Source organism: Corynebacterium curieae (genome assembly GCF_027570035.1).
In the GTDB taxonomy this organism is placed as follows: Bacteria; Actinomycetota; Actinomycetes; order Mycobacteriales; family Mycobacteriaceae; genus Corynebacterium; species Corynebacterium curieae.
In genome coordinates this window covers 521,616-539,515 of the sequence record NZ_JAKMUU010000001.1, presented here as the reverse complement: position 1 = coordinate 539,515, position 17,900 = coordinate 521,616, and the positions used below count along the sequence as shown (strand labels likewise).

20 protein-coding genes are annotated in these 17,900 nt (G+C 56.8%); 11 read left to right on the top strand and 9 right to left on the bottom strand.

Going from position 1 to position 17,900, the window contains the following annotated elements; translation table 11 throughout:
- Positions 1 to 60: 60 nt before the first annotated feature.
- The 4 genes from L8V01_RS02540 to L8V01_RS02525 all read left to right on the top strand — a co-directional run bounded on the left by L8V01_RS02540 (position 61) and on the right by L8V01_RS02525 (position 1,950).
- Positions 61 to 405 (top strand): hypothetical protein, encoded by a 345-nt coding sequence (locus tag L8V01_RS02540; protein ID WP_269945580.1) that lies wholly within the window; start codon positions 61 to 63, stop codon positions 403 to 405.
- Positions 362 to 865, top strand: a complete 504-nt coding sequence (locus L8V01_RS02535; protein WP_269945579.1) for a hypothetical protein — start codon at positions 362 to 364, stop codon at positions 863 to 865. Before L8V01_RS02540 ends, L8V01_RS02535 begins: the two co-directional genes overlap by 44 nt.
- A 145-nt stretch (positions 866 to 1,010) precedes the next feature.
- On the top strand, positions 1,011 to 1,229 hold the full coding sequence (locus tag L8V01_RS02530; RefSeq protein WP_269945578.1) for a hypothetical protein: 219 nt from the start codon (positions 1,011 to 1,013) through the stop codon (positions 1,227 to 1,229).
- A 10-nt stretch (positions 1,230 to 1,239) separates the two neighbouring features.
- The gene (locus tag L8V01_RS02525) at positions 1,240 to 1,950 is read left to right on the top strand and encodes an AAA family ATPase (protein WP_269945577.1); all 711 of its coding nucleotides are present in this window, start codon (positions 1,240 to 1,242) and stop codon (positions 1,948 to 1,950) included.
- 8 nt (positions 1,951 to 1,958) lie between these two features.
- Here the strand turns inward: L8V01_RS02525 and L8V01_RS02520 are convergent, their stop codons facing one another.
- On the bottom strand, positions 1,959 to 3,266 hold the full coding sequence (locus L8V01_RS02520) for an MFS transporter (protein WP_269945576.1): 1,308 nt from the start codon (positions 3,264 to 3,266) through the stop codon (positions 1,959 to 1,961).
- A gap of 39 nt (positions 3,267 to 3,305) precedes the next feature.
- Here L8V01_RS02520 and thrC point away from each other — a divergent pair, with 39 nt between their 5' ends.
- The 4 genes from thrC to L8V01_RS02500 are packed head-to-tail and all read left to right on the top strand — an operon-like array spanning position 3,306 to position 6,284.
- Positions 3,306 to 4,748: a threonine synthase gene (gene thrC / locus L8V01_RS02515; protein WP_269945575.1), complete on the top strand. Its 1,443-nt coding sequence runs from the start codon at positions 3,306 to 3,308 to the stop codon at positions 4,746 to 4,748.
- Between the two features lie 3 nt (positions 4,749 to 4,751).
- Positions 4,752 to 4,898, top strand: coding sequence for a hypothetical protein (locus L8V01_RS02510; RefSeq protein WP_269945574.1), 147 nt, complete (start codon positions 4,752 to 4,754; stop codon positions 4,896 to 4,898).
- A complete protein-coding gene (locus tag L8V01_RS02505; RefSeq protein ID WP_269945573.1) occupies positions 4,876 to 5,709 on the top strand; it encodes a trypsin-like serine protease in 834 nt (277 codons plus the stop codon). The genes L8V01_RS02510 and L8V01_RS02505 overlap by 23 nt, the downstream gene beginning before the upstream one ends.
- 29 nt (positions 5,710 to 5,738) lie before the next feature.
- Positions 5,739 to 6,284: an NUDIX hydrolase gene (locus L8V01_RS02500; RefSeq protein WP_269945572.1), complete on the top strand. Its 546-nt coding sequence runs from the start codon at positions 5,739 to 5,741 to the stop codon at positions 6,282 to 6,284.
- A gap of 3 nt (positions 6,285 to 6,287) precedes the next feature.
- On the opposite strand, the gene L8V01_RS02495 is transcribed toward L8V01_RS02500, so the two are convergent.
- Both L8V01_RS02495 and L8V01_RS02490 read right to left on the bottom strand, forming a co-directional pair.
- Entirely contained in the window at positions 6,288 to 6,662 is a 375-nt protein-coding gene (locus L8V01_RS02495) for a hypothetical protein (RefSeq protein ID WP_269945571.1), read from the bottom strand.
- Positions 6,663 to 6,686: 24 nt separating this feature from the next.
- Complete coding sequence (locus tag L8V01_RS02490; RefSeq protein WP_269945570.1) at positions 6,687 to 7,652, bottom strand: TDT family transporter; 966 nt, start codon at positions 7,650 to 7,652, stop codon at positions 6,687 to 6,689.
- A gap of 249 nt (positions 7,653 to 7,901) precedes the next feature.
- Between L8V01_RS02490 and L8V01_RS02485 the strand changes: the two genes are divergently transcribed.
- Together L8V01_RS02485 and L8V01_RS02480 are read left to right on the top strand one after the other, a co-directional pair.
- Positions 7,902 to 10,106: an AAA family ATPase gene (locus L8V01_RS02485; RefSeq protein ID WP_269945569.1), complete on the top strand. Its 2,205-nt coding sequence runs from the start codon at positions 7,902 to 7,904 to the stop codon at positions 10,104 to 10,106.
- Positions 10,103 to 11,212, top strand: a complete 1,110-nt coding sequence (locus L8V01_RS02480; protein ID WP_269945568.1) for a 5-methylcytosine restriction system specificity protein McrC — start codon at positions 10,103 to 10,105, stop codon at positions 11,210 to 11,212. Before L8V01_RS02485 ends, L8V01_RS02480 begins: the two co-directional genes overlap by 4 nt.
- Positions 11,213 to 11,311: 99 nt before the next feature.
- On the opposite strand, the gene glnA is transcribed toward L8V01_RS02480, so the two are convergent.
- Complete coding sequence (gene glnA / locus L8V01_RS02475) at positions 11,312 to 12,745, bottom strand: type I glutamate--ammonia ligase (RefSeq protein ID WP_269945567.1); 1,434 nt, start codon at positions 12,743 to 12,745, stop codon at positions 11,312 to 11,314.
- A 118-nt stretch (positions 12,746 to 12,863) separates the two neighbouring features.
- Between glnA and L8V01_RS02470 the strand changes: the two genes are divergently transcribed.
- Positions 12,864 to 13,337, top strand: coding sequence for an RDD family protein (locus L8V01_RS02470; RefSeq protein WP_269945566.1), 474 nt, complete (start codon positions 12,864 to 12,866; stop codon positions 13,335 to 13,337).
- A gap of 77 nt (positions 13,338 to 13,414) precedes the next feature.
- Here the strand turns inward: L8V01_RS02470 and L8V01_RS02465 are convergent, their stop codons facing one another.
- The 5 genes from L8V01_RS02465 to gcvT all read right to left on the bottom strand — a co-directional run bounded on the left by L8V01_RS02465 (position 13,415) and on the right by gcvT (position 17,897).
- Positions 13,415 to 14,200, bottom strand: coding sequence for a DUF4191 domain-containing protein (locus tag L8V01_RS02465; protein ID WP_269945565.1), 786 nt, complete (start codon positions 14,198 to 14,200; stop codon positions 13,415 to 13,417).
- An 81-nt stretch (positions 14,201 to 14,281) separates the two neighbouring features.
- The gene (gene lipA, locus L8V01_RS02460; protein ID WP_269945899.1) at positions 14,282 to 15,346 is read right to left on the bottom strand and encodes a lipoyl synthase; all 1,065 of its coding nucleotides are present in this window, start codon (positions 15,344 to 15,346) and stop codon (positions 14,282 to 14,284) included.
- Positions 15,347 to 15,467: 121 nt separating this feature from the next.
- Positions 15,468 to 16,277, bottom strand: a complete 810-nt coding sequence (gene lipB / locus L8V01_RS02455) for a lipoyl(octanoyl) transferase LipB (RefSeq protein WP_269945564.1) — start codon at positions 16,275 to 16,277, stop codon at positions 15,468 to 15,470.
- A gap of 78 nt (positions 16,278 to 16,355) precedes the next feature.
- Positions 16,356 to 16,748, bottom strand: a complete 393-nt coding sequence (gene gcvH / locus L8V01_RS02450) for a glycine cleavage system protein GcvH (RefSeq protein ID WP_259885847.1) — start codon at positions 16,746 to 16,748, stop codon at positions 16,356 to 16,358.
- Between the two features lie 36 nt (positions 16,749 to 16,784).
- Complete coding sequence (gcvT, locus tag L8V01_RS02445; RefSeq protein WP_269945563.1) at positions 16,785 to 17,897, bottom strand: glycine cleavage system aminomethyltransferase GcvT; 1,113 nt, start codon at positions 17,895 to 17,897, stop codon at positions 16,785 to 16,787.
- Positions 17,898 to 17,900: the final 3 nt, after the last annotated feature.

Genomic DNA, 17,900 nt, shown 5'->3' with positions numbered 1-17,900 from the left:
CTTACGTTTTGCACTTCCGGGCTCTAGAGTGGGATGGAAAAGAGAAAGGACTGGCTAGTTATGTCTTTTAAGCTGCAACTCGATGTGGAGAATGCGACCGTGGGAGAGTTGTCCGCGCTGCTTTCTGCTGCTCGCGCCGCAGGGGTGCGGGAAGGCGACTCGCTTGATCTAGATGGCACCACACTGACTATTGAGGTATCCACGCCGAGGGAAGAGAAGCCAGCGCCCCCGCGTCCAGAATCCTCGCCCCATGATTCCCGTCGGGCACCTCGCTCGTGGGGCCGTGCCGACCGCATCGGGGAGGCTACCATTCGTTCCATCATCGATGCGCTAAATGATCGCGGCGAGAACTCCCGCGGCAATGACTACGGTTTCTTTGGCGATGGCGCTGGCTACCATGGCTAAGCTCAACAGCGCTCACCGGAACAAGCTGGTTTACCTGTGGACCTTTGTGACCGTAGCCGTCATTTTGGCCATTGCAGTAGGAGCGTGGGCCACCAACCGCCATAAGCCGCCGAAAGGTACGTTGACTGTGGGCGAGGCCGTGGCCGGCGGCGTGGTACAAGAAGACATGCCCGCGCAGGTCAACGGCGCCATCAAAGAGGATGATTCCACCGACGCTAACCGCGTAACCTCCTTAGCCAAGGCACTGGGGATCCCGCTTAACTCCGTGCCGCGCGATATTACCCAGACCGAAAACGGCAAGTCTGATGTCCGCGCCTATCTAGAGCGCGAGCTCAACAGCGCCGTTGAAGCCGGTGATATTAGCGAATCCGATGAAAAGTCGATTCTTGTAGCTTTCGAGCGGGGACTTGTCATGCCGGCTAGCGATGGCATAGTAGCTAGAAGTTACCCGGCTAATTAACCTTTCGGCACTTCGCGGATTCGGGGCGAAGATTCAGGCAACAAGCAGCATAGCGGCATGGCCTTGGCAGCAATTCTTCCTAAGGTGAGACATCACAAATTGGTAACGAGCGCGATACTCGATACCGAAGCCCCTGGAGGAAACTATGACTTTCAAGACCACGTTGTCGACCGCGGTGGGAGTAATCGCCGCCATCGCTATTCCCATTACCGGCGGAGTGGGAGTGGCCTATGCCGTCAATACCGTGCCGGCCGATGCCATCGCTCAATCACTGCCCTCCGGTGATCTAGAGAATCACCTGAAGACCCTCGTTGCAGCCGCCTCGCATGCAGATGCGCTACACGGGCTTGCTGAGGTGAATTAACCTAGGGCCCATGCTGGTTGATGCCCTGAGCCTGAAATTTAAGCCCGATGACTATCGTGCTGAATTGCCCGTCTTTGACTACCTGGATGATGTGGGCAGCTTTATATTGCGCAGTCCGGTGACCGTGTTTGTGGGCGAGAACGGCATCGGAGAATCTAGCCTGCTAGCCGGCCTTGCTAGCGATTTGGGCTGCTCGCCAGAGGGCGGAAGGATGGACGATCCGGATGAGATCGTCCCTCGCAGTCCCATACGCTGCAACACGGAGGAAGTTATCCAACGCGCATACTTTCTGCGTGCCGAAAAGCATGAGTACCTCATCGAACGCGGGGATTCCGCGGCCGAGCGAGGAGGGCGCTCCACATTGTCACAGAACGTGGATTTAGCGCGCCGTTCACACGGTCAATCCGTCTTTGACCTGCTTTATGAGCACATCAACGGGGAAGGGGTGTATATCCTTGACGAGCCAGAATCCGGCCTTTCCGTAATCCGGCAGCTAGCCCTCGTAGGGGAGATCGCTCAGGCGGTAGATCGTGGGGCACAGGTCATCATCGCCACGCATTCGCCCATTCTCTTGGCCTGTCCCGGCGCGGACATCGTGGAATTAAACGATACTGGCTTTGAACGCATCGCTTTTGATGAGGCTGAAGCTGTCGCGGCCACCCGAGAGCTTCTGGCGGATCCAGAAGGAACGATTCGCTTCATTCTCAATCCGGAGGACTAGAGCAGGGTTCAGGAAACTTCCACGAAAGTTACGGAAGGGCCATCTTCACCGGCGCGGCGGCGCAGGAACTGTGTGATAACCACACCAACCATGCCTACTACCCACACGGCTAGAACCGCAGTGGAGGCTGCAGTGAAATCCGGCATGGAGTAATTGGGGGCGTCGGAAGAATGGTCCAGCACCATGCCGAACAGCTGCGCGCCCAGCATGCCGGAGGTAAAACCGCCCATATTGCCCAGACCTGTAGCCGTGGCTACTACAGAGCGGTCCATGCGTTCGCGCACAATATCGAAGCCGTAATTGGCCGTTGGCGTACACAGTGCGGTAATAAAGGACACCACCAAGATTGCCGGCAGCCCGCTGTCGGTTCCAAAGACAAAGAAAACGAGCCAAGTTAACACGTGAACAGCCACAAATCCGAGGCTCAACCACGGCCGGACATGCTGCGCGCGAGATGAAATCTTGCCGTGCAGTGGGCCGACGAAAACCAAGAATACGGCCAGCAGAGTAAGTACGAGGCTGGATTTGGCCTTAGAGAGCTCCATGCCTTGGGTCATCATCGGCATGCCCCAGAGCATGACAAAGACGACGAGTGGCAGCATTCCGATGTAGTGGATGAAGTAGGCCTGCCAGGCCACTGGGGAGCGGAAGACCTTTTTCAAGCGGGCTGGGATGCTGGTCGCCTGCGAATTGGGCGGCTCCTTTTCTGTAGGCATAATGCCCAATTTTTCTGGCGAATCCGCCACCGCCGCAATCGCGGCGATGGCCACGAGAATTCCCACCGCACCTAGGGTGACGAAGGCGGCGGTCCATCCAGCCGCGCCCAATAGCCACAAGAAAGGAACGGCAGAGATGAACTGGCCCATTTGTCCCAGCGATGAGGTCACCTGGGTAAACATCGGCGTGCGGTGCAGCGGGAACCAGTAGGGCAGGATGCGCATAACAGAGAGGAACGCTGTTGCGTCACCGGCGCCGATGAGAACGCGGGCGGCGATGGCCACGCCATAGCTGGTGGTAAATCCCAGCACCACCTGGCCCACGCCCATAATGACGGCGCCGATTACTAGAAGTAAGCGCGGGCCGAACTTATCGATCAAGATGCCGGTGGGGATTTGGGCTAGGGCATATACACCTAGCTGCACGGAGGTAAAAACCGCGATGCGGCCGGCATCGACATCGAAGCGTTCAATTGCATCTAGACCGGCGACGCCGAAGGAAGTGCGCCCTGTAATCGCTACGAGGTAGACCGCCATGGCGGCCACCCAAATGCTTAAAGCCTGAGTGGTAATGACTTCTCTAGGATTCGGCTGCGACATGGCTGATACCTTACGCCTTAACTACTAAGATTCTTTTGTGTGAAGTATATTTCGACCCGCGATACCGCCCGTCAGCCCGCATCTTTTACGGATATTCTCCTTGGCGGGCTTGCCCCCGATGGCGGTTTGTACCTGCCAGAGAGCTACCCACAGCTGGATCCCGCCATTTTAAATTCATGGCGCACGTTGCTTGCGGATAAGGGCTACGCGGCACTCGCGGCCGAGGTACTTAAGCTTTTCATTGACGATATTCCGGCGCAAGACATCGAGGACATCGCCGCGCGCGCCTACACTAGCCCCAAGTTCGCCGATCCTGAGATTGTGCCCGTAACGGAGCTAGGGGAGGGCCTTTTCATCGGGCACCTCTCTGAAGGGCCCACCGCCGCATTTAAAGATATGGCCATGCAGCTTTTGGGCGAGCTTTTTGAATATGAGCTTGCTCGCCGCGGCGAAACCCTCAATATTTTGGGCGCTACCTCCGGCGATACCGGTTCCTCAGCAGAGTACGCGATGCGTGGACGCCACGGCATCCGTGTTTTCATGCTCACCCCGGCCGGCCGCATGACGGCCTTCCAGCAAGCACAGATGTTTGGTCTAGATGACCCGAATATCTTCAACATCGCCCTAGACGGTGTCTTTGATGATTGCCAGGACGTGGTCAAGGCGGTATCTGGCGATGCCGACTTCAAGGCCACCTACCGCATTGGGGCGGTCAATTCCATCAACTGGGCACGCCTGATGGCCCAGGTGGTCTACTACATCTCTTGCTGGTTCAAAGTCACCGAGAACGCCGAGCAGAAAGTATCCTTTAGCGTTCCTACCGGTAACTTTGGTGATATCTGCGCCGGGCACATCGCCCGCCAAATGGGCCTTCCTATCGATCGTCTCATTGTGGCTACCAATGAGAATGACGTGCTCGATGAGTTCTTCCGCACCGGAAACTATCGTCCGCGCCCTGCCGCAGAAACGATGGCTACGTCATCGCCGTCGATGGATATCTCGCGCGCCTCGAATTTCGAGCGCTTTGCGTTCGACTTACTCGGCCGAGATGCAGTCGAAACCGCAGAGCTTTTCGGCACCAAGGTCAAAGAAGGCGGCTTCAGCCTGGATCAAGAGAAGCTCACCACCGCCCGCGAGGAATATGGCTTCCTTTCCGGTTCCTCCACCCACGCGGACCGCCTAGCCACCATTAAAGATGTGCACGAGCGCTTTGATTACCTGGCGGATCCGCACACGGCCGATGGAATTAAGGTGGCGCGCGGCGCACAGCGCGAGGGCGTGGAGACGCCGATTGTGTGCTTGGAGACCGCCCTGCCGGTAAAGTTCGCGGAAACCATCACGGAGGCTATTGGTTCCGCCCCCGAACCACCCGCGCGTTTTGCCAGCATCCTCGAGGCCGAACGGCACGTCAAGGATTTGCCCAACGATGCCGCAGCGGTGAAGGATTACATCACCACGTCGATTCAGGATACGGAGGTTTAGACCATGGCCCTGGAAAATTTTGCAGGCCCGGAACACTACACCGAGTTTGACCCAGAAAAGTTCATCCGCGATCTCAAAGCCCAGGCGGAGATGGATGCAGAAGAGGATAATAAGGACAACGCCGGGGATGCGGACGCGGATAGTAACTAGCGTCTTCGCAGTCTGCACGGCTGCAGCCCTTGCGGCATGCAGCCCGGTTCACAGCGGGGAAGAACCGAATTTCTCTGCCCTGTCCTATAAAAACCTCATCCCTAATGAGTCCTATTCCCCGTCTGCGGCACCCCTAGCGCCAGGCACCGCGCTTGATTTATCCGGCGATGATCCGCGGCCGGGTGCCTATTTCAATTACCAATCCTGTACGGCGGCATGGTCATTTACGCTTGCCGACGCCCGCACGATCGCCGTCACCGCCTCCCATTGCGGCAAACCCGGCGATAAGGTGTGGGCTGGAACTGCCGACGGTGACTTTACCTACCCCGCCGAGCCCATCGGTGAAGTTATTTACTCGGATTTTTACTCCGACCAGAGCCATGACCTCGACGTCGCCTTTATCGAAATCACCGGCAGCGCCGAGTATTTTGTTCCCGGAAGAGTGGAGAATAACGTCGCTACCTCCTTGGCCCATCTGCCGCATGAGGTGTGCAAGCTTGGCCGCGTTACGGAGGAAACCTGCGGATCGCTTTCGCACGACGCCGAGATTGCGCAGCTTAACTCGCAGGACCTCCAACGAGATTCGCTTGCCGCCCGAGCCCATGTGTGCAGTACCAATGGTGATTCCGGTGGGCCAGTGTACGGCGAGGTAGAAGGAAGACAGACCATCGTCGGCGTAGTCTCCGGAACGACGCAACACCTTGAAGAAGGCCACACCTGCCAAAGCACACAAACAGATATGGAGCTTTCTTTCACCCTGGCTACTGATATCCAGCTGCTTGCCAAAGAGGTCTTGGGGCCCATGGCCTAAAACTGCCGCGCTGGTCTACGCTTGGTGGCATGCCGACTCCAGATTTTATTGTTCAACTGCGCGAAAAGATTGGCCACGATCAGATCTTTGTACCTTCCTGTAGCGCCATTATTATCCGCGATGTATCAGCAGACGCCGCACTGTGGGAAGTTCCATCCGTGCTCCTAGTACAGCGTTCCGATAACGGCACCTGGACACCGGTGGAAGGAATCTGCGAGCCGGGCGAGGAAATTACGACCACCGCACTGCGAGAAGTGAAAGAGGAAGTCGGGCTCGACGCCAAGGTGGAAGCGCTCTTGGGCGTGGGGCAGTCGGGCCCAGTGACCTATCCCAACGGGGATGAGTGCACCTTCATGGGCACGGCACTGCGCTTATCGGTAGCGGATGGTGCGAAGCCAGTCATCAGTGATGAGGAAAATACCGAGGCAGGGTGGTTCTCCGTGGCCAAGCTTCCCGATAGCGTCTCACGCCGCCACCGCCTCATGATCGCTGATGCTGTAGCCCAGATGAAGCATCCTCGTGGCTTTGCCCCGCGCATGGGGTGGATGAAGCGCAGCGAGCAACCGGGACTTTAGGATTTAATCTTCTGCGGCGTCGGCAAGCAGCTCGCACAGTTGCTGCGCATTCTGGACGGCGATGAGCTCCTGGGCAATGCAGTCGCGCGCAGCGTCGATATCAGCCTCGTTGCCACATGCAATCACGGTATCGCTGATAGTAAGTAGGAGCTCTCCGCGCCGGGCTAAGTCACAAAAGAGCGGGGAATCATCTGCGCTCCAGCGCCACGCAGTGGCGTAGAAGTCCCGAGCGCCCTGGCCGAGCCACGATGTCTCCAGCAGCAGACGGCCGCGGCATAAATAAATGCCGTCTCGTTGCAGGCCAGTAAGTACTTCTCTTACTGCCGGCAGGTTGGCGCTATCCCAGGCGATAAAAGTGATCGGGGAGGAGCCTTGCATTAGAGACACCTCCTTTTAAGTTCTTTATGCCCCCGTTTTGATGAGCGGTTCTTCGGGGCCGGTTTCCTTCTTGCCCTCCCACACCCAGCTGAGGAAGCGGATGGAGCACAACATCCAGTGTGCCGTGAGGAGGACGGGGATGGTGAGCGCAATGGCGTCGATAAGCTCGGAGCCATTGACCAATGCCAGCTGGTGGCCACCCATGCTTACGGTCCCCGGCGGGAAGGTACAAGACCACCAGGCGGGGGAGTAAGGCACCCACCGAGCCACATTGGGATAGAAAGTAAACATGGCATAGATGGACAGCGGAACGGCGATGATAAGAGCAGTGATGCCGTAATAAATGGATACGGGACCTGGGAAAAGTATCTGCATCGCGGTAGTGGATTGGCCCACTACGCCCAAAGGAACCCAAGCGGTCGCAGACTTTGCGCCAGTAAAATCTACCTTGCCGTGCCACGCGGCCCAGTAGACGCGGGCAAAAGTTGGAACAGCTGTCACCAGGGACATCACGAAAAATCCGGTACCCATCACGTGGTACATCGGGCCGTAATCGTGAGCCAACCAGCCGGAAACGGAGGCCGAAATCATCGGGCCAACGAGTGGTAGGCCCCAGGTGAATCGGGGCTCGCCATCAAAGCGCGTGAGCTGGATCGCCCAAGTAATGACCGTGATTGGCCCACCGATCCAAAAGCCGACGAGGCGGTAGGTAGGGACATCTGTTAGGCCGGAAAGTGCTGCGCCGAGCGCCAAGATGCCAATAAAAAACATTGACCATTCCGCCATGGTGGTGCGCTCAAAACTGGGATACCGATAGCGCAAGAAACCGACGGTGAGAACGACAAAGATGACACAGGCGATCGCGGCAAAAATGCCAGCCAGAATCATCATCCCCTCTTCCACGAGCAAGCGCGAAACGATGGAGGTGCCCATGAGGCTACCTCCCCATGCGGGGCCCGGGGCGGGGAGTTGGCGGAATCTATCAGTCACACCCATATGTTAATTTCTTCTGGTCTGGAAATCAGAATTTTACTGTCGTATTTGCTGGTGAGAACTCTCGCTAAGCGGGTATATAGGGGCGGGGGTCAATCCCACGTGAATGTGTGTCTGGGGTCGCACATTAGACGTGGTTCAGCGCTGAGCCGAGAAGACTAGAAATCGGCTCTATGTCCTTAAATCAGGCCACCCGTTTTCGCCAATCCAGCTGACTCAATCAATCGAGTGTTGGATAATGGGGTAATGGCTGAAGACGCACTATTCCCTCGAAACCAGCGAAACCTCGAATCCCGATTTGCTGCGGATATGAAAATTGCTCGAGAGGTGGCGCCGCTCATTGAGAATTTAATAGGCGACGGTAGCTCCGTGATCGATCCCACCGTCAATATTTGGAAAATTTCAGCGGCACGCGAGATCCGTAACCGAGTTGAAAAAGACCCGATTGACGGGACGAGCATGACGCAGTGGGAAAAATTGGATATTCAGCTAGACGGAGCGAGCGACGAAGTCGTGCTCCTTGCTGCTGAATTGGTATTTCTCCGAGAACAGCCGCTTCTAAATGCGCGGCCACAAACACGCCTGAATCATGTCAAAAGCGTACTTAAACACTTGCATCGAGACGTTGAGATTCCAGAAGGCATGCGTTCGGCCATGAATAGAAAGTCAGGCGTGGCCGGGCTAAAGCAAGGCCGAGCTTTCAACGGGGACATGTGGCGGCATATTTCGTGGATGGCAGCCTTCGTGGAGGAATTCCGCGCGGAGGAGGAAGAACAGCGGCGGGTTATCGCGAGTGATGCTGCCAGACTTCAACAGTTCATGTTGGGACTACCGACAGTGGATCGCTCGGATATCCGCAATATTATGCAATTCTTGATGGCGCCAGAATCCTTTGAGCCGATTTCATCCCAAGGACTCAAAGAAAAAATTGTCATTGGCTTTAGCGACCTCATAGGGAGCCGTTCGGGAAATGACCCGCAAGACATTGACAGTGATCTTTATGCCATTCGCACGGCATTAGCTCAACATTATGAAGGCGAGTTTGGTTTCTGGTCTGACAAAATCTTCGCTCAGTGGTCAGATGAACCACCGGCTGAACCCCAGCGTCGCAATTATTGGATTTTTGCTCCCGGCGAAAACGCTCAAAAGTGGGAAGAATTTCAAGTGGAAAGCATCATGGCATTGGGGTGGGATCAGCTCGGGGATTTTGGTTCGTACACCGAGCGCGATGCGATTCAGGCCAAGTTGCAAGAAGAGGACGCAACAAAAAGCTTTCGCAACGACACTCTTGCAGTGTGGGAATTTCAACACAAGATGTCGGTAGGCGACATCGTCTACGCTCGGCGAGGAATGTCTGAAATTGTCGGGCGAGGAATCGTAGAATCGGGGCCGCGCTATGACCCTCAACGAGGCGAGTACCGCAATGTGCGTTCAGTGAATTGGGAATTCAGCGGTGAGTGGGAGACCCCGTTTAGAATGGCGCAGAAGACGCTAACCAACATCACCACAAAGCGCAGCAAAATCGACGAACTTGACGCTGTACTTGCTGTTGAACAGGACGACCAGTACAGCCACACTACTTCGGTAGCTGCCTATGCGGAAGAGGATTTCTTGCGAGAAGTTTTCTTTACGCCGCATCAATTCAATCGGCTGCAGTCCGTTTTGAAACGAAAAAAGAATGTCATTTTGACGGGCCCACCGGGGGTGGGAAAGACATTTGTAGCTCGTCGAGCGGCTTTTGGCCTCATGGGTGAAAAGGATCCCTCTCGGATTGAGCAGGTGCAATTTCACCAGAGCTATTCTTACGAAGACTTCATGATGGGATTTCGCCCGAATGCCCAAGGTGGGTTCGAGCTGATTAATGGTCCCTTCTATAACTTTTGTGAGAAGGCACGTGAGGATCCTGATCGGGAATATTTCTTCATAATCGATGAGATCAATCGCGGAAACGTCTCTAAGATTTTTGGTGAATTACTCATGCTTATCGAAGCCGATAAGCGCGACAACGAGCTTCGCCTTATCTATAGTGATGAATTCTTTAGCGTTCCGGACAACGTTTATCTCATTGGAACGATGAATACTGCAGACCGCAGTCTGGCAGTCATGGACTACGCACTGAGGCGACGCTTTGGGTTTTTCAACATTTCTCCCGCATTTGATAGCGATGGGTTTTTAAACTGGAAGTCCGAGCAAGACAGCCAAGCTCTAAATGAACTAGTCGATGCATTGCGAGCTTTAAATGCTGAAATTTCGGAGGATCCCCGCTTAGGGCCAGGATTTATGGTTGGACATAGCTACGTGCTTAACGGATCTTCAGCTGAGGATACAGAAGAGGACTGGCTGTATTCAGTGGTTGAGGACGATCTCATTCCGTTGGTGGAGGAGTATTGGTTTGATAGCCCTAGTCGTGTCGATGAGTGGGCAACGGTTCTTCGTAACGCGGTGAAATGATGGAGGCCGTATTTTCCCACGACCCTGTGGATCAAGGGCCACCTAGGCAGAAAAGCTCCCGCGTACTGCGCAATATCTACATCATGCTGGCTTATGCTTTTGATTCAATCGAAGAGGCTGAGGCTGCGTCCTTTGCTACCGAGGAATTTGAACATCTGCACGATTTGTGTGCTGAGATTATGCTTCAAGGGGTTCAAGCACAGCAGCAACGTGGACTGCATCATGATTATGTGTCCCAGGCAGAAGAGTTAAGCACCATTCGCGGGCGCATTGATTTCGCGAGCACACTATCTTGGGGAGCGCGCAGCCGTGGGGCAGTGGTATGTGAATATGCCGACTACGTAGCCGATACCCCGCACAACCAAGTCCTAAAATGCGTTTTGTCGCTCTTGCTCACGGAAGGGGAGGTGCAAACAGACCGCAGGTGGAGATTGCGGGATGCTCTTGGGTACTTTTCAGAGGTTTCAAGCATATCTCCATATTCAATTGGCTGGCGCGATATTCACTACACTAGGATGACCAGCAAATATCGTCTGATGCACGGCGTTTGCCGCCTCGTAATCGAGGGGCTGCTGCAACGAGAAGCTGAAAAGGGCAGGGTACTGTCATCTTGGCTTGATGAGAAGGTGGAAAGCGCATTGTACGAACGATTCCTTCTGCGCTATTTTCAGCAGCACTATCCTCAACTATCGGTAGGCGCCCCCAAAGTTCCCTGGGATATTGAAGAGACCATCAGCGGCGCTGAGCAGCTGCCCAGTATGTTCACGGATGTAACCATGAGTGATGGATTTTCTTCGTTGATTATCGATGCAAAATACTATGCAACTTCTATGCAGTATGGCCGCTCTGGAGTACCGAAAGTACAATCACCGCATCTCTACCAGTTGCTAAGTTACGTCGATAATCTAGCTGCGACAGGAGCGAGAAATGTGGCTGGGATCTTGCTTTATACCAAAACAGATGAAGCAATATGCCCTAATCTCGATACGACGATTCGCGGGCATCAGATTGCGGCGAAAGCATTAGACTTAACGGCCCCATGGCAGGATGTTCGAGCTCAGCTCAACTCGGTGGTAGATTGGTCGCCGTTGAATCCAAAGCGCTAAGAACAGAACAGACCCCAAGACTTCGTTGCTGAAGTCTTGGGGTCTAGGTCCTAGGCCGTTAGGTCCGACGGTCTCTAAGGAGCGTCGGCAAGCGCAGCTCTAGCAGTCGAAGTACATCTCAAACTCCTGCGGGGTAGGACGCAGGCGAACCGGGTTGATCTCGTTCTCGTACTTGTAGTTGATGTAGGTCTCGATGAGGTCTTCGGTGAATACATCGCCCTCGGTGAGGAAGTCCATGTCCTCCTGCAGGGCCTTGAGGGAAGCCTCAAGGGAGGTCGGTGCCTGTGGGATAGACTCAGCCTCTGCCGGTGGCAGCTCGTAGAGATCCTTATCCACCGGAGCATGCGGCTCGATGCGGTTCTTCACGCCGTCGACGCCGGCCATCATCATGGCGGCAAAGCCCAGGTAGGGGTTGCCGGATGGGTCCGGAGCGCGGAATTCGATGCGCTTGGCCTTTGGGTTGGAACCGGTAATTGGGATGCGGATAGCGGCCGAGCGGTTGCGCTGGGAGTACACCAGGTTAATCGGTGCCTCAAAGCCCGGAACTAGGCGGTGGTAGGAGTTCAGGGTTGGGTTGGTGAATGCAAGCACAGCACCTGCGTGGTGCAGGATGCCGCCAATGTAGTAGCGGGCGATATCGGACAGGCCCGCGTAGCCAGCCTCATCATGGAAAAGCGGCTTGCCGTCCTTCCACAGGGACATGTGTGCGTGCATGCCGGAACCATTATCGCCAGCCAGTGGCTTAGGCATAAAAGTAGCGGTCTTGCCCCACTGAGCCGCGGTCTGCTTGATCACGTACTTGAAGGTCTGAATGTCATCGCCGGCGTGCAGCATGGAGTTGAAACGGTAGTTAATCTCGTTCTGGCCGGCGCCCACCTCATGGTGGAAGCGCTCGATCTGGAAACCTACCTTCTGCAGGTTTTCCACCATGGCATCGCGAACCTCACCGTGTTTGTCATACGGCGCGGTGGGGAAGTAGCCGCCCTTCATGCGGGTCTTATAACCGGTATTCGGGGTGCCATCGAAGTTGGTTTCCTTATCACGGTTCCACCAACCCTCATCGGAGTCCACCTCATAGAAACCGTGATGGGTATCGGTGGCGTAGCGCACGGAGTCAAAGAGGTAGAACTCGGCCTCGGCACCAAAGTTACAGGTATCAGCAATGCCGGTGGACTGGAGGTACTCTTCTGCCTTGCGCGCGATGTTGCGCGGATCGCGGGAGAAGGGTTCAAAAGTAAACGGGTCATGGACAAAGAACTTAATGTTCAGCGTCTTTGCGGTGCGGAATGGATCGATATGCGCGGTGGCCGGATCCGGCACCAGGGTCATATCGGATTCATCGATGGTGGTGAATCCGCGGATTGAGGAGCCGTCGAAGGCAAGGCCATTTTCGGCATCTTCTACGGTGAACTCGTCTGCTGGGATGGAAAAGTGGTGCTCGGTGCCTGGGACGTCCGTAAAGCGGATATCGACGAACTTTACATCCTCGTCCTCAATGAATTGGACGATGTCCTGCACTGTCTCGAAAGACACGATTGTCTCCTCGTTGTTGACCGGTGAATTGTCTCCCTATAGCCTACTAGTTTCGCAACTCGGGCATCGCGATTCCCCTCGTTTCACATCTCACTTTGCGCCCGCTAGATTGGTGAGCATGGCAGATAAGCGTACGTGGCTCGATGGGCCGAATATTCCGGGCGAATACGATGACATGGAAGGACCCGGCCGCTGGCCGGGAGAAAAGCTCGGTCTTCCCGAGTCTGGAGCTGGATCTTTGGCTTCGGTAGGCCGCCGCGCTGGCGCTGTAGCCATTGACTGGATCGTGTGTATGCTTATTGCCAACCTCATCCACATGTTCACTACGGAATTCGGTGGGGTGGCCTTTTTGGGCTACGCCCTGTGGGTAGTCATGGGCATTGTGTGCGGCTGGCTTTTTGCCCGCACCCCGGGCATGTTGCTGTTAGGGATGGGCGTGGCGCGTCTCGACGTTCCCGGTGCCCGCGTAGGTCTGTGGCGCGCCGTTCTGCGTACGCTGCTGACCGGCGTGCTCTTTCCAGCAGCCATGGTTGATGCGGACGGTCGCGGCATGCATGACCGCGCCACCGGCACCATCGTTATCCGCTCCTAATTCGTCGGCGTAGTTAGAGCAAAAGAAAATCCCTGCCGCACATCGTCCGAAGTGCGGCAGGGATTAGCTCTAGGCGCCTATTTATTCTTCTTGCGCTGCTGGGCGCGGCGCATGCGGCGGTTCATGCCGGCCATGTTCTGCGCCTGGTGGGGAACCGGGCCCTTGGGCATACCTGGGGTAGTACCCGGCATGGAATCCATGGCCTCGATGCGGCGGATGTTTTCATAGGTTTCATTTTTATTGTAGTTGCGCGGAAGCTTCATGACCTTATTGCGCAGCTTGGAAACAGGAACCTCGTCCTCACCGTTGCCTACGAAAATCTCGTAGACAGGAACGCCACCGGCGATCTTGTCCACGCGCTTTTTGAGCTGGTTGAGGGTGGGACGTAGGCGGTTCTTATTGCCCTCACAAACGAAGATGACGCCGGCGTTGCCGATGACGCGGTGGATAAGATCCTGCTGGCGAGTGGCGGCCACACCGGTCTTTACGGACCACACGATGCCCACGGTATTGCGCAGCTGCTGCTCCAGCGCCCAGCCGGCAGCACCCGGCTGGTCTTCCACCCGCTTGTACATATCGCGCTCAAGGCGGCGGGTAAATAGGAACATGGCGAGCAGCGCGCCAATGCCCAAGCCGAGGATGAGCATGAACCATTCGCCGCCAAAAAGCAGGCCAATGAGGAAGAAGAGCAAGCCCATTCCCAGGAAGGCACCCAGCATGATCGGGATAAGCGCTTTATCCTGCTTGCGCTGTATGTTGAATGCTTGCCACATTTGGGACCAAGTTTGCTTACGCTGCTGGCGCTTGGCCGCGCGTTCTTGCTTCTTTGCAGCCTTTAGTGCTGCCTTGTCATCTTTCGCCATGGCTCCTACTTTAAAGGTCAACGGGCATAAATGTTAAAACGGCCCACGCGCAAAGCGCAGGCCGTTATGAAAACGTTCGGTTTAGCGGATGGTGGCCGCCGCCGAATTGGAATTTGCCGGGGCCTTGGCCATGCGGGTGGTCACGGGGGTCTCCTTCGATGGGCCGTACTTCTCCAGCAGAGTAGAGGCCTCTTGGGCGGTGGCGCCCTGGGAGGTCTCGGCTAGGTGCTTGAGGTTTTCCGGCAGCTCAAAGCCGCGCTTTTCCATGGCCTGCACGTAGAGCCGGCCGGCGCGGTAAGACGAGCGCACCAGCGGACCAGACATGACACCGCCGAAACCGAGCTCCTTAGCCAGCTTGGAGTGGGCCACGAATTCCTCTGGGCGTACCCAGCGTTCGATCGGGTGGAAGCGCGGGCCGGGGCGCAGGTACTGGGTGATGGTGATGATATCGCAGCCAGCAGAACGCAGGTCACGCAGTGCTTCTTCGACCTCGTCCTCGGTCTCGCCCATGCCCAAGATCAGGTTGGACTTGGTGATAAGACCATAGTCATGAGCCTGGCGAATAACGTCCAAGGAGCGCTCATAGCGGAAGGCGGGGCGGATGCGCTTGAAGATGCGCGGCACGGTCTCCAGGTTGTGGGCGAAGACCTCCGGCTTAGCCTCGAAGACCTCCTCGAGCAGGTCCGGCTTGCCGGAGAAATCCGGGGTGAGGTTTTCTACGCCGGTATGCGGGTTAAGCTCGTGAATCTTGCGCACGACCTCGGCGTAGAGCCATGCGCCCTCATCCGGGAGGTCATCGCGGGTAACGCCGGTAATGGTGGTGTAGTTAAGGTCCATTTCCCGGATGTTTTCGGCCACGCGGCGCGGTTCGTCGCGGTCTAGTTCCTCCGGCTTGCCGGTGGCAATATCGCAGAAGTCGCAGCGGCGGGTGCACTTATCGCCACCGATGAGGAACGTTGCCTCGCGGGATTCCCAGCACTCGTGGATATTCGGGCAGCCTGCCTCTTGGCACACGGTGTGGAGGGAAGCGCCGGCCACGCGGGACTTCATATCTTCGTAGCCGGGGCCGGTGCGGACCTGGTTGCGGATCCAGCGTGGCTTTTGTTCGATGGGTGACTCCGCATTTTTCTTTTCAATGCGGAGCATCTTGCGTCCTTCGGGCTTAACAGTCACAAAAACTCACTTTATCGGTTGATGGTGGTGATGGCTAATAGCTCTGCTTGGTATAAGTCACCGCGGTCACATCCTATTCCGCGCCAGCCCCGAACTAGGGCTTTTGCCGCGCTTGCCGACGCCTCTCCCGTGCCCTTTCATTCGCCAGCTTCGTGGGATCCGGGGCTGAGCCGAAGGTGTGGTCGGCGACGATGAGGCGGCCCGAGAGGGCGTCGTCCAGCGCCTGCAAGAGCGGTTGGGTGGCGTCTTCGAGGGTGACCTTGCGGCCGAGTTCTAGGGACAGCGTGGTGACGTCGGCGTCATCGATGCCGCACGCCACGATGTGGTCGTAGTATTCCAGCGTATTGCAGCAATTGAGCGCCAACCCATGCATGGTGACCCCGCGAGTGATGCGGATGCCTAGCGCGGCGATCTTGCGGTCGCGCTTCGGGGCAGCCGGATCCTTGGCTTCGGTGGTGGAAGGGACCCAAACGCCCGAGCGGCCATCGATGCGCCCGGCAGTGGTCACCCCCATCTGTCGCACGGTCTGGATGGTGGCCTCTTCGAGGCGGCGGACATAGTCAACGACGTCGACAGGCTCAGCCAGCTTGATGATGGGATAGATGACCAGCTGGCCCTCGCCGTGCCAGGTGATGCGCCCACCGCGGTCCACGGTGACAACGGGCAGGCCGTTATCGGGCATATCCTCCGGCTGGGTGCGCTTGCCGGCGGTATAAATATTCGGGTGCTCTACTACCAGCACGACATCGCCCTGCTCGCCCTTGGCACGCGCGGCCGCGACCTCGGCCTGGTAATCCCACGCCTCCTGATAGTCCATCCGGCCCAGGAACCGGACCTCTAGTGGCTTATCGGAAGCGCGAATGGAGCGCTCGGCGGGAAAGAAAGGATCGCGTGGTGCAGTCATAGCCAAAAGTTTCCTCTGGTGCGGTGGGCAAAGCAAAGCGGGAGGATGCGCATGGCACACCCTCCCGCGTGGGTCGAATTAGTCTAGGCCGTTGGCGGATGCGTAGGCGGCGGCATCCATGAGCTCGCCGGCCTCATCCACCTCGACCTCGAAGAGCCAGCCCTCACCGAATGGATCGTTGTTGATGACGGCGTAGTCATCGTGCACGGCCTCGTTCACGGTCTTTACGGTGCCGGTAACAGGGGAGTAGAGGTCAGAGACGGACTTGGTGGATTCGACCTCGCCGCAGGACTCGCCGGCGGTGACGGTATCGCCTACCTCCGGCAGTTCGGCGAAGACGACCTCACCGAGGCGGTCTGCCGCCACGGAGGTAATGCCGATGCGCACGGTAGCGCCCGCAACGGCGTCAGCGGCAGCGTTGACCCACTCGTGGTCTTCGGAGTAGGAGAAATCTTGTGGAAGGGTGGCCATGGTGATGTAGTCCTTTCGGGCTGTTTGAGAAGATGCTTATTTATCGCGCTTGTAGAACGGCAACGCGGTTACCTCAAAAGGATAGCGCTTGCCGCGAATGTCTACCTCGACTTCGGTTCCGGGCTCCAGCTCGGCGCTGGTATCCAGCATGGTGATGGCTACTGGGTGGCCCAAGGTGGGGGAGGGCTGGCCGGAGGTAACGGTGCCTACCTTCTTGTCTCCGGCGAAAACTTCGGCTCCGGCGCGCGCGGCGCGGCGCTGCGCGGAGATCAGGCCGGTGATCGCCACCTGCGGGCCGTCTGCGGCGCGCTGGCGGATGACCTCGGAGCCAACAAAATCAGCTTCCTTCTTGGCAAAGGCACGGGCCATGCCCGCCTCTACTGGGGTGATATCGCGAGAGAGCTCGTTGCCATACAGCGGCATGCCGGCCTCAAGGCGCAAGGAATCGCGGGCGGCCAGGCCACACGGCTTGATGTCATATTCCTCACCGGCCTTGAGCAATTCCTCCCACAGCTGTGGGGCATCGGAGTTATACACGATGAGCTCGAAGCCATCCTCGCCGGTGTAGCCGGTGCGCGCGATGATGGCAAAGGTGCGCGCTACCTTGCCCATGGTGGCGGCGTAGTAGCCGAGGTGAAATACCTCATCTTGCTTATTATCCTCTACCAGCGGCACGAGGATTTCTGCGGCCTTAGGACCCTGGACAGCGATCATTGCGACGTCGCGGGATTCGTTCTTCAGGGAAACATCGAAGCCCTCAGCGCGCTTATTGAGCTCGTCCCACACGGTATCGGCATTGCCAGCATTCGGCACGACGAGGAACTTATCCTCCTCAAAGCGGTAGGTAATCAGGTCATCGATGATGCCGCCGTCTTCTGCGGCAATCATGGAGTATTTGGCCTTGCCCACCTTGAGTGGCTCAAAGTTGGAGATGAAGGCATAGGACAAGAACTTGCCGGCGTCGGCGCCGTTGACCCAGATTTCGCCCATGTGGGAAAGGTCAAATAAGCCGGCGGTATTGCGTACCGCGCGGTGCTCGTCCAACTCGTTGTGGTACTTCAGCGGCATATTCCACGGGCCGAAGGCCGTGAAGGTCGCGCCGAGTTTCTCATGTTCGGCATGAAGCGGGGAGGTAAGAAGCTCAGACATGGT

Bases quoted from the DNA above. Each gene is read 5' to 3' on its own strand.
- L8V01_RS02470 (WP_269945566.1), top strand. From the start codon at position 12,864: ATGGCAGATAAGCGTACGTGGCTCGATGGGCCGAATATTCCGGGCGAA.
- L8V01_RS02485 (WP_269945569.1), top strand. From the start codon at position 7,902: ATGGCTGAAGACGCACTATTCCCTCGAAACCAGCGAAACCTCGAATCC.
- L8V01_RS02500 (WP_269945572.1), top strand. From the start codon at position 5,739: ATGCCGACTCCAGATTTTATTGTTCAACTGCGCGAAAAGATTGGCCAC.
- lipB (WP_269945564.1), bottom strand. From the start codon at position 16,277: ATGACTGCACCACGCGATCCTTTCTTTCCCGCCGAGCGCTCCATTCGC.
- lipA (WP_269945899.1), bottom strand. From the start codon at position 15,346: ATGCTCCGCATTGAAAAGAAAAATGCGGAGTCACCCATCGAACAAAAG.
- L8V01_RS02530 (WP_269945578.1), top strand. From the start codon at position 1,011: ATGACTTTCAAGACCACGTTGTCGACCGCGGTGGGAGTAATCGCCGCC.
- gcvH (WP_259885847.1), bottom strand. From the start codon at position 16,748: ATGGCCACCCTTCCACAAGATTTCTCCTACTCCGAAGACCACGAGTGG.
- L8V01_RS02505 (WP_269945573.1), top strand. From the start codon at position 4,876: ATGCGGACGCGGATAGTAACTAGCGTCTTCGCAGTCTGCACGGCTGCA.
- L8V01_RS02465 (WP_269945565.1), bottom strand. From the start codon at position 14,200: ATGGCGAAAGATGACAAGGCAGCACTAAAGGCTGCAAAGAAGCAAGAA.
- gcvT (WP_269945563.1), bottom strand. From the start codon at position 17,897: ATGTCTGAGCTTCTTACCTCCCCGCTTCATGCCGAACATGAGAAACTC.
- L8V01_RS02495 (WP_269945571.1), bottom strand. From the start codon at position 6,662: ATGCAAGGCTCCTCCCCGATCACTTTTATCGCCTGGGATAGCGCCAAC.
- L8V01_RS02540 (WP_269945580.1), top strand. From the start codon at position 61: ATGTCTTTTAAGCTGCAACTCGATGTGGAGAATGCGACCGTGGGAGAG.
- L8V01_RS02480 (WP_269945568.1), top strand. From the start codon at position 10,103: ATGATGGAGGCCGTATTTTCCCACGACCCTGTGGATCAAGGGCCACCT.
- L8V01_RS02510 (WP_269945574.1), top strand. From the start codon at position 4,752: ATGGCCCTGGAAAATTTTGCAGGCCCGGAACACTACACCGAGTTTGAC.
- L8V01_RS02535 (WP_269945579.1), top strand. From the start codon at position 362: ATGACTACGGTTTCTTTGGCGATGGCGCTGGCTACCATGGCTAAGCTC.
- L8V01_RS02525 (WP_269945577.1), top strand. From the start codon at position 1,240: ATGCTGGTTGATGCCCTGAGCCTGAAATTTAAGCCCGATGACTATCGT.
- L8V01_RS02520 (WP_269945576.1), bottom strand. From the start codon at position 3,266: ATGTCGCAGCCGAATCCTAGAGAAGTCATTACCACTCAGGCTTTAAGC.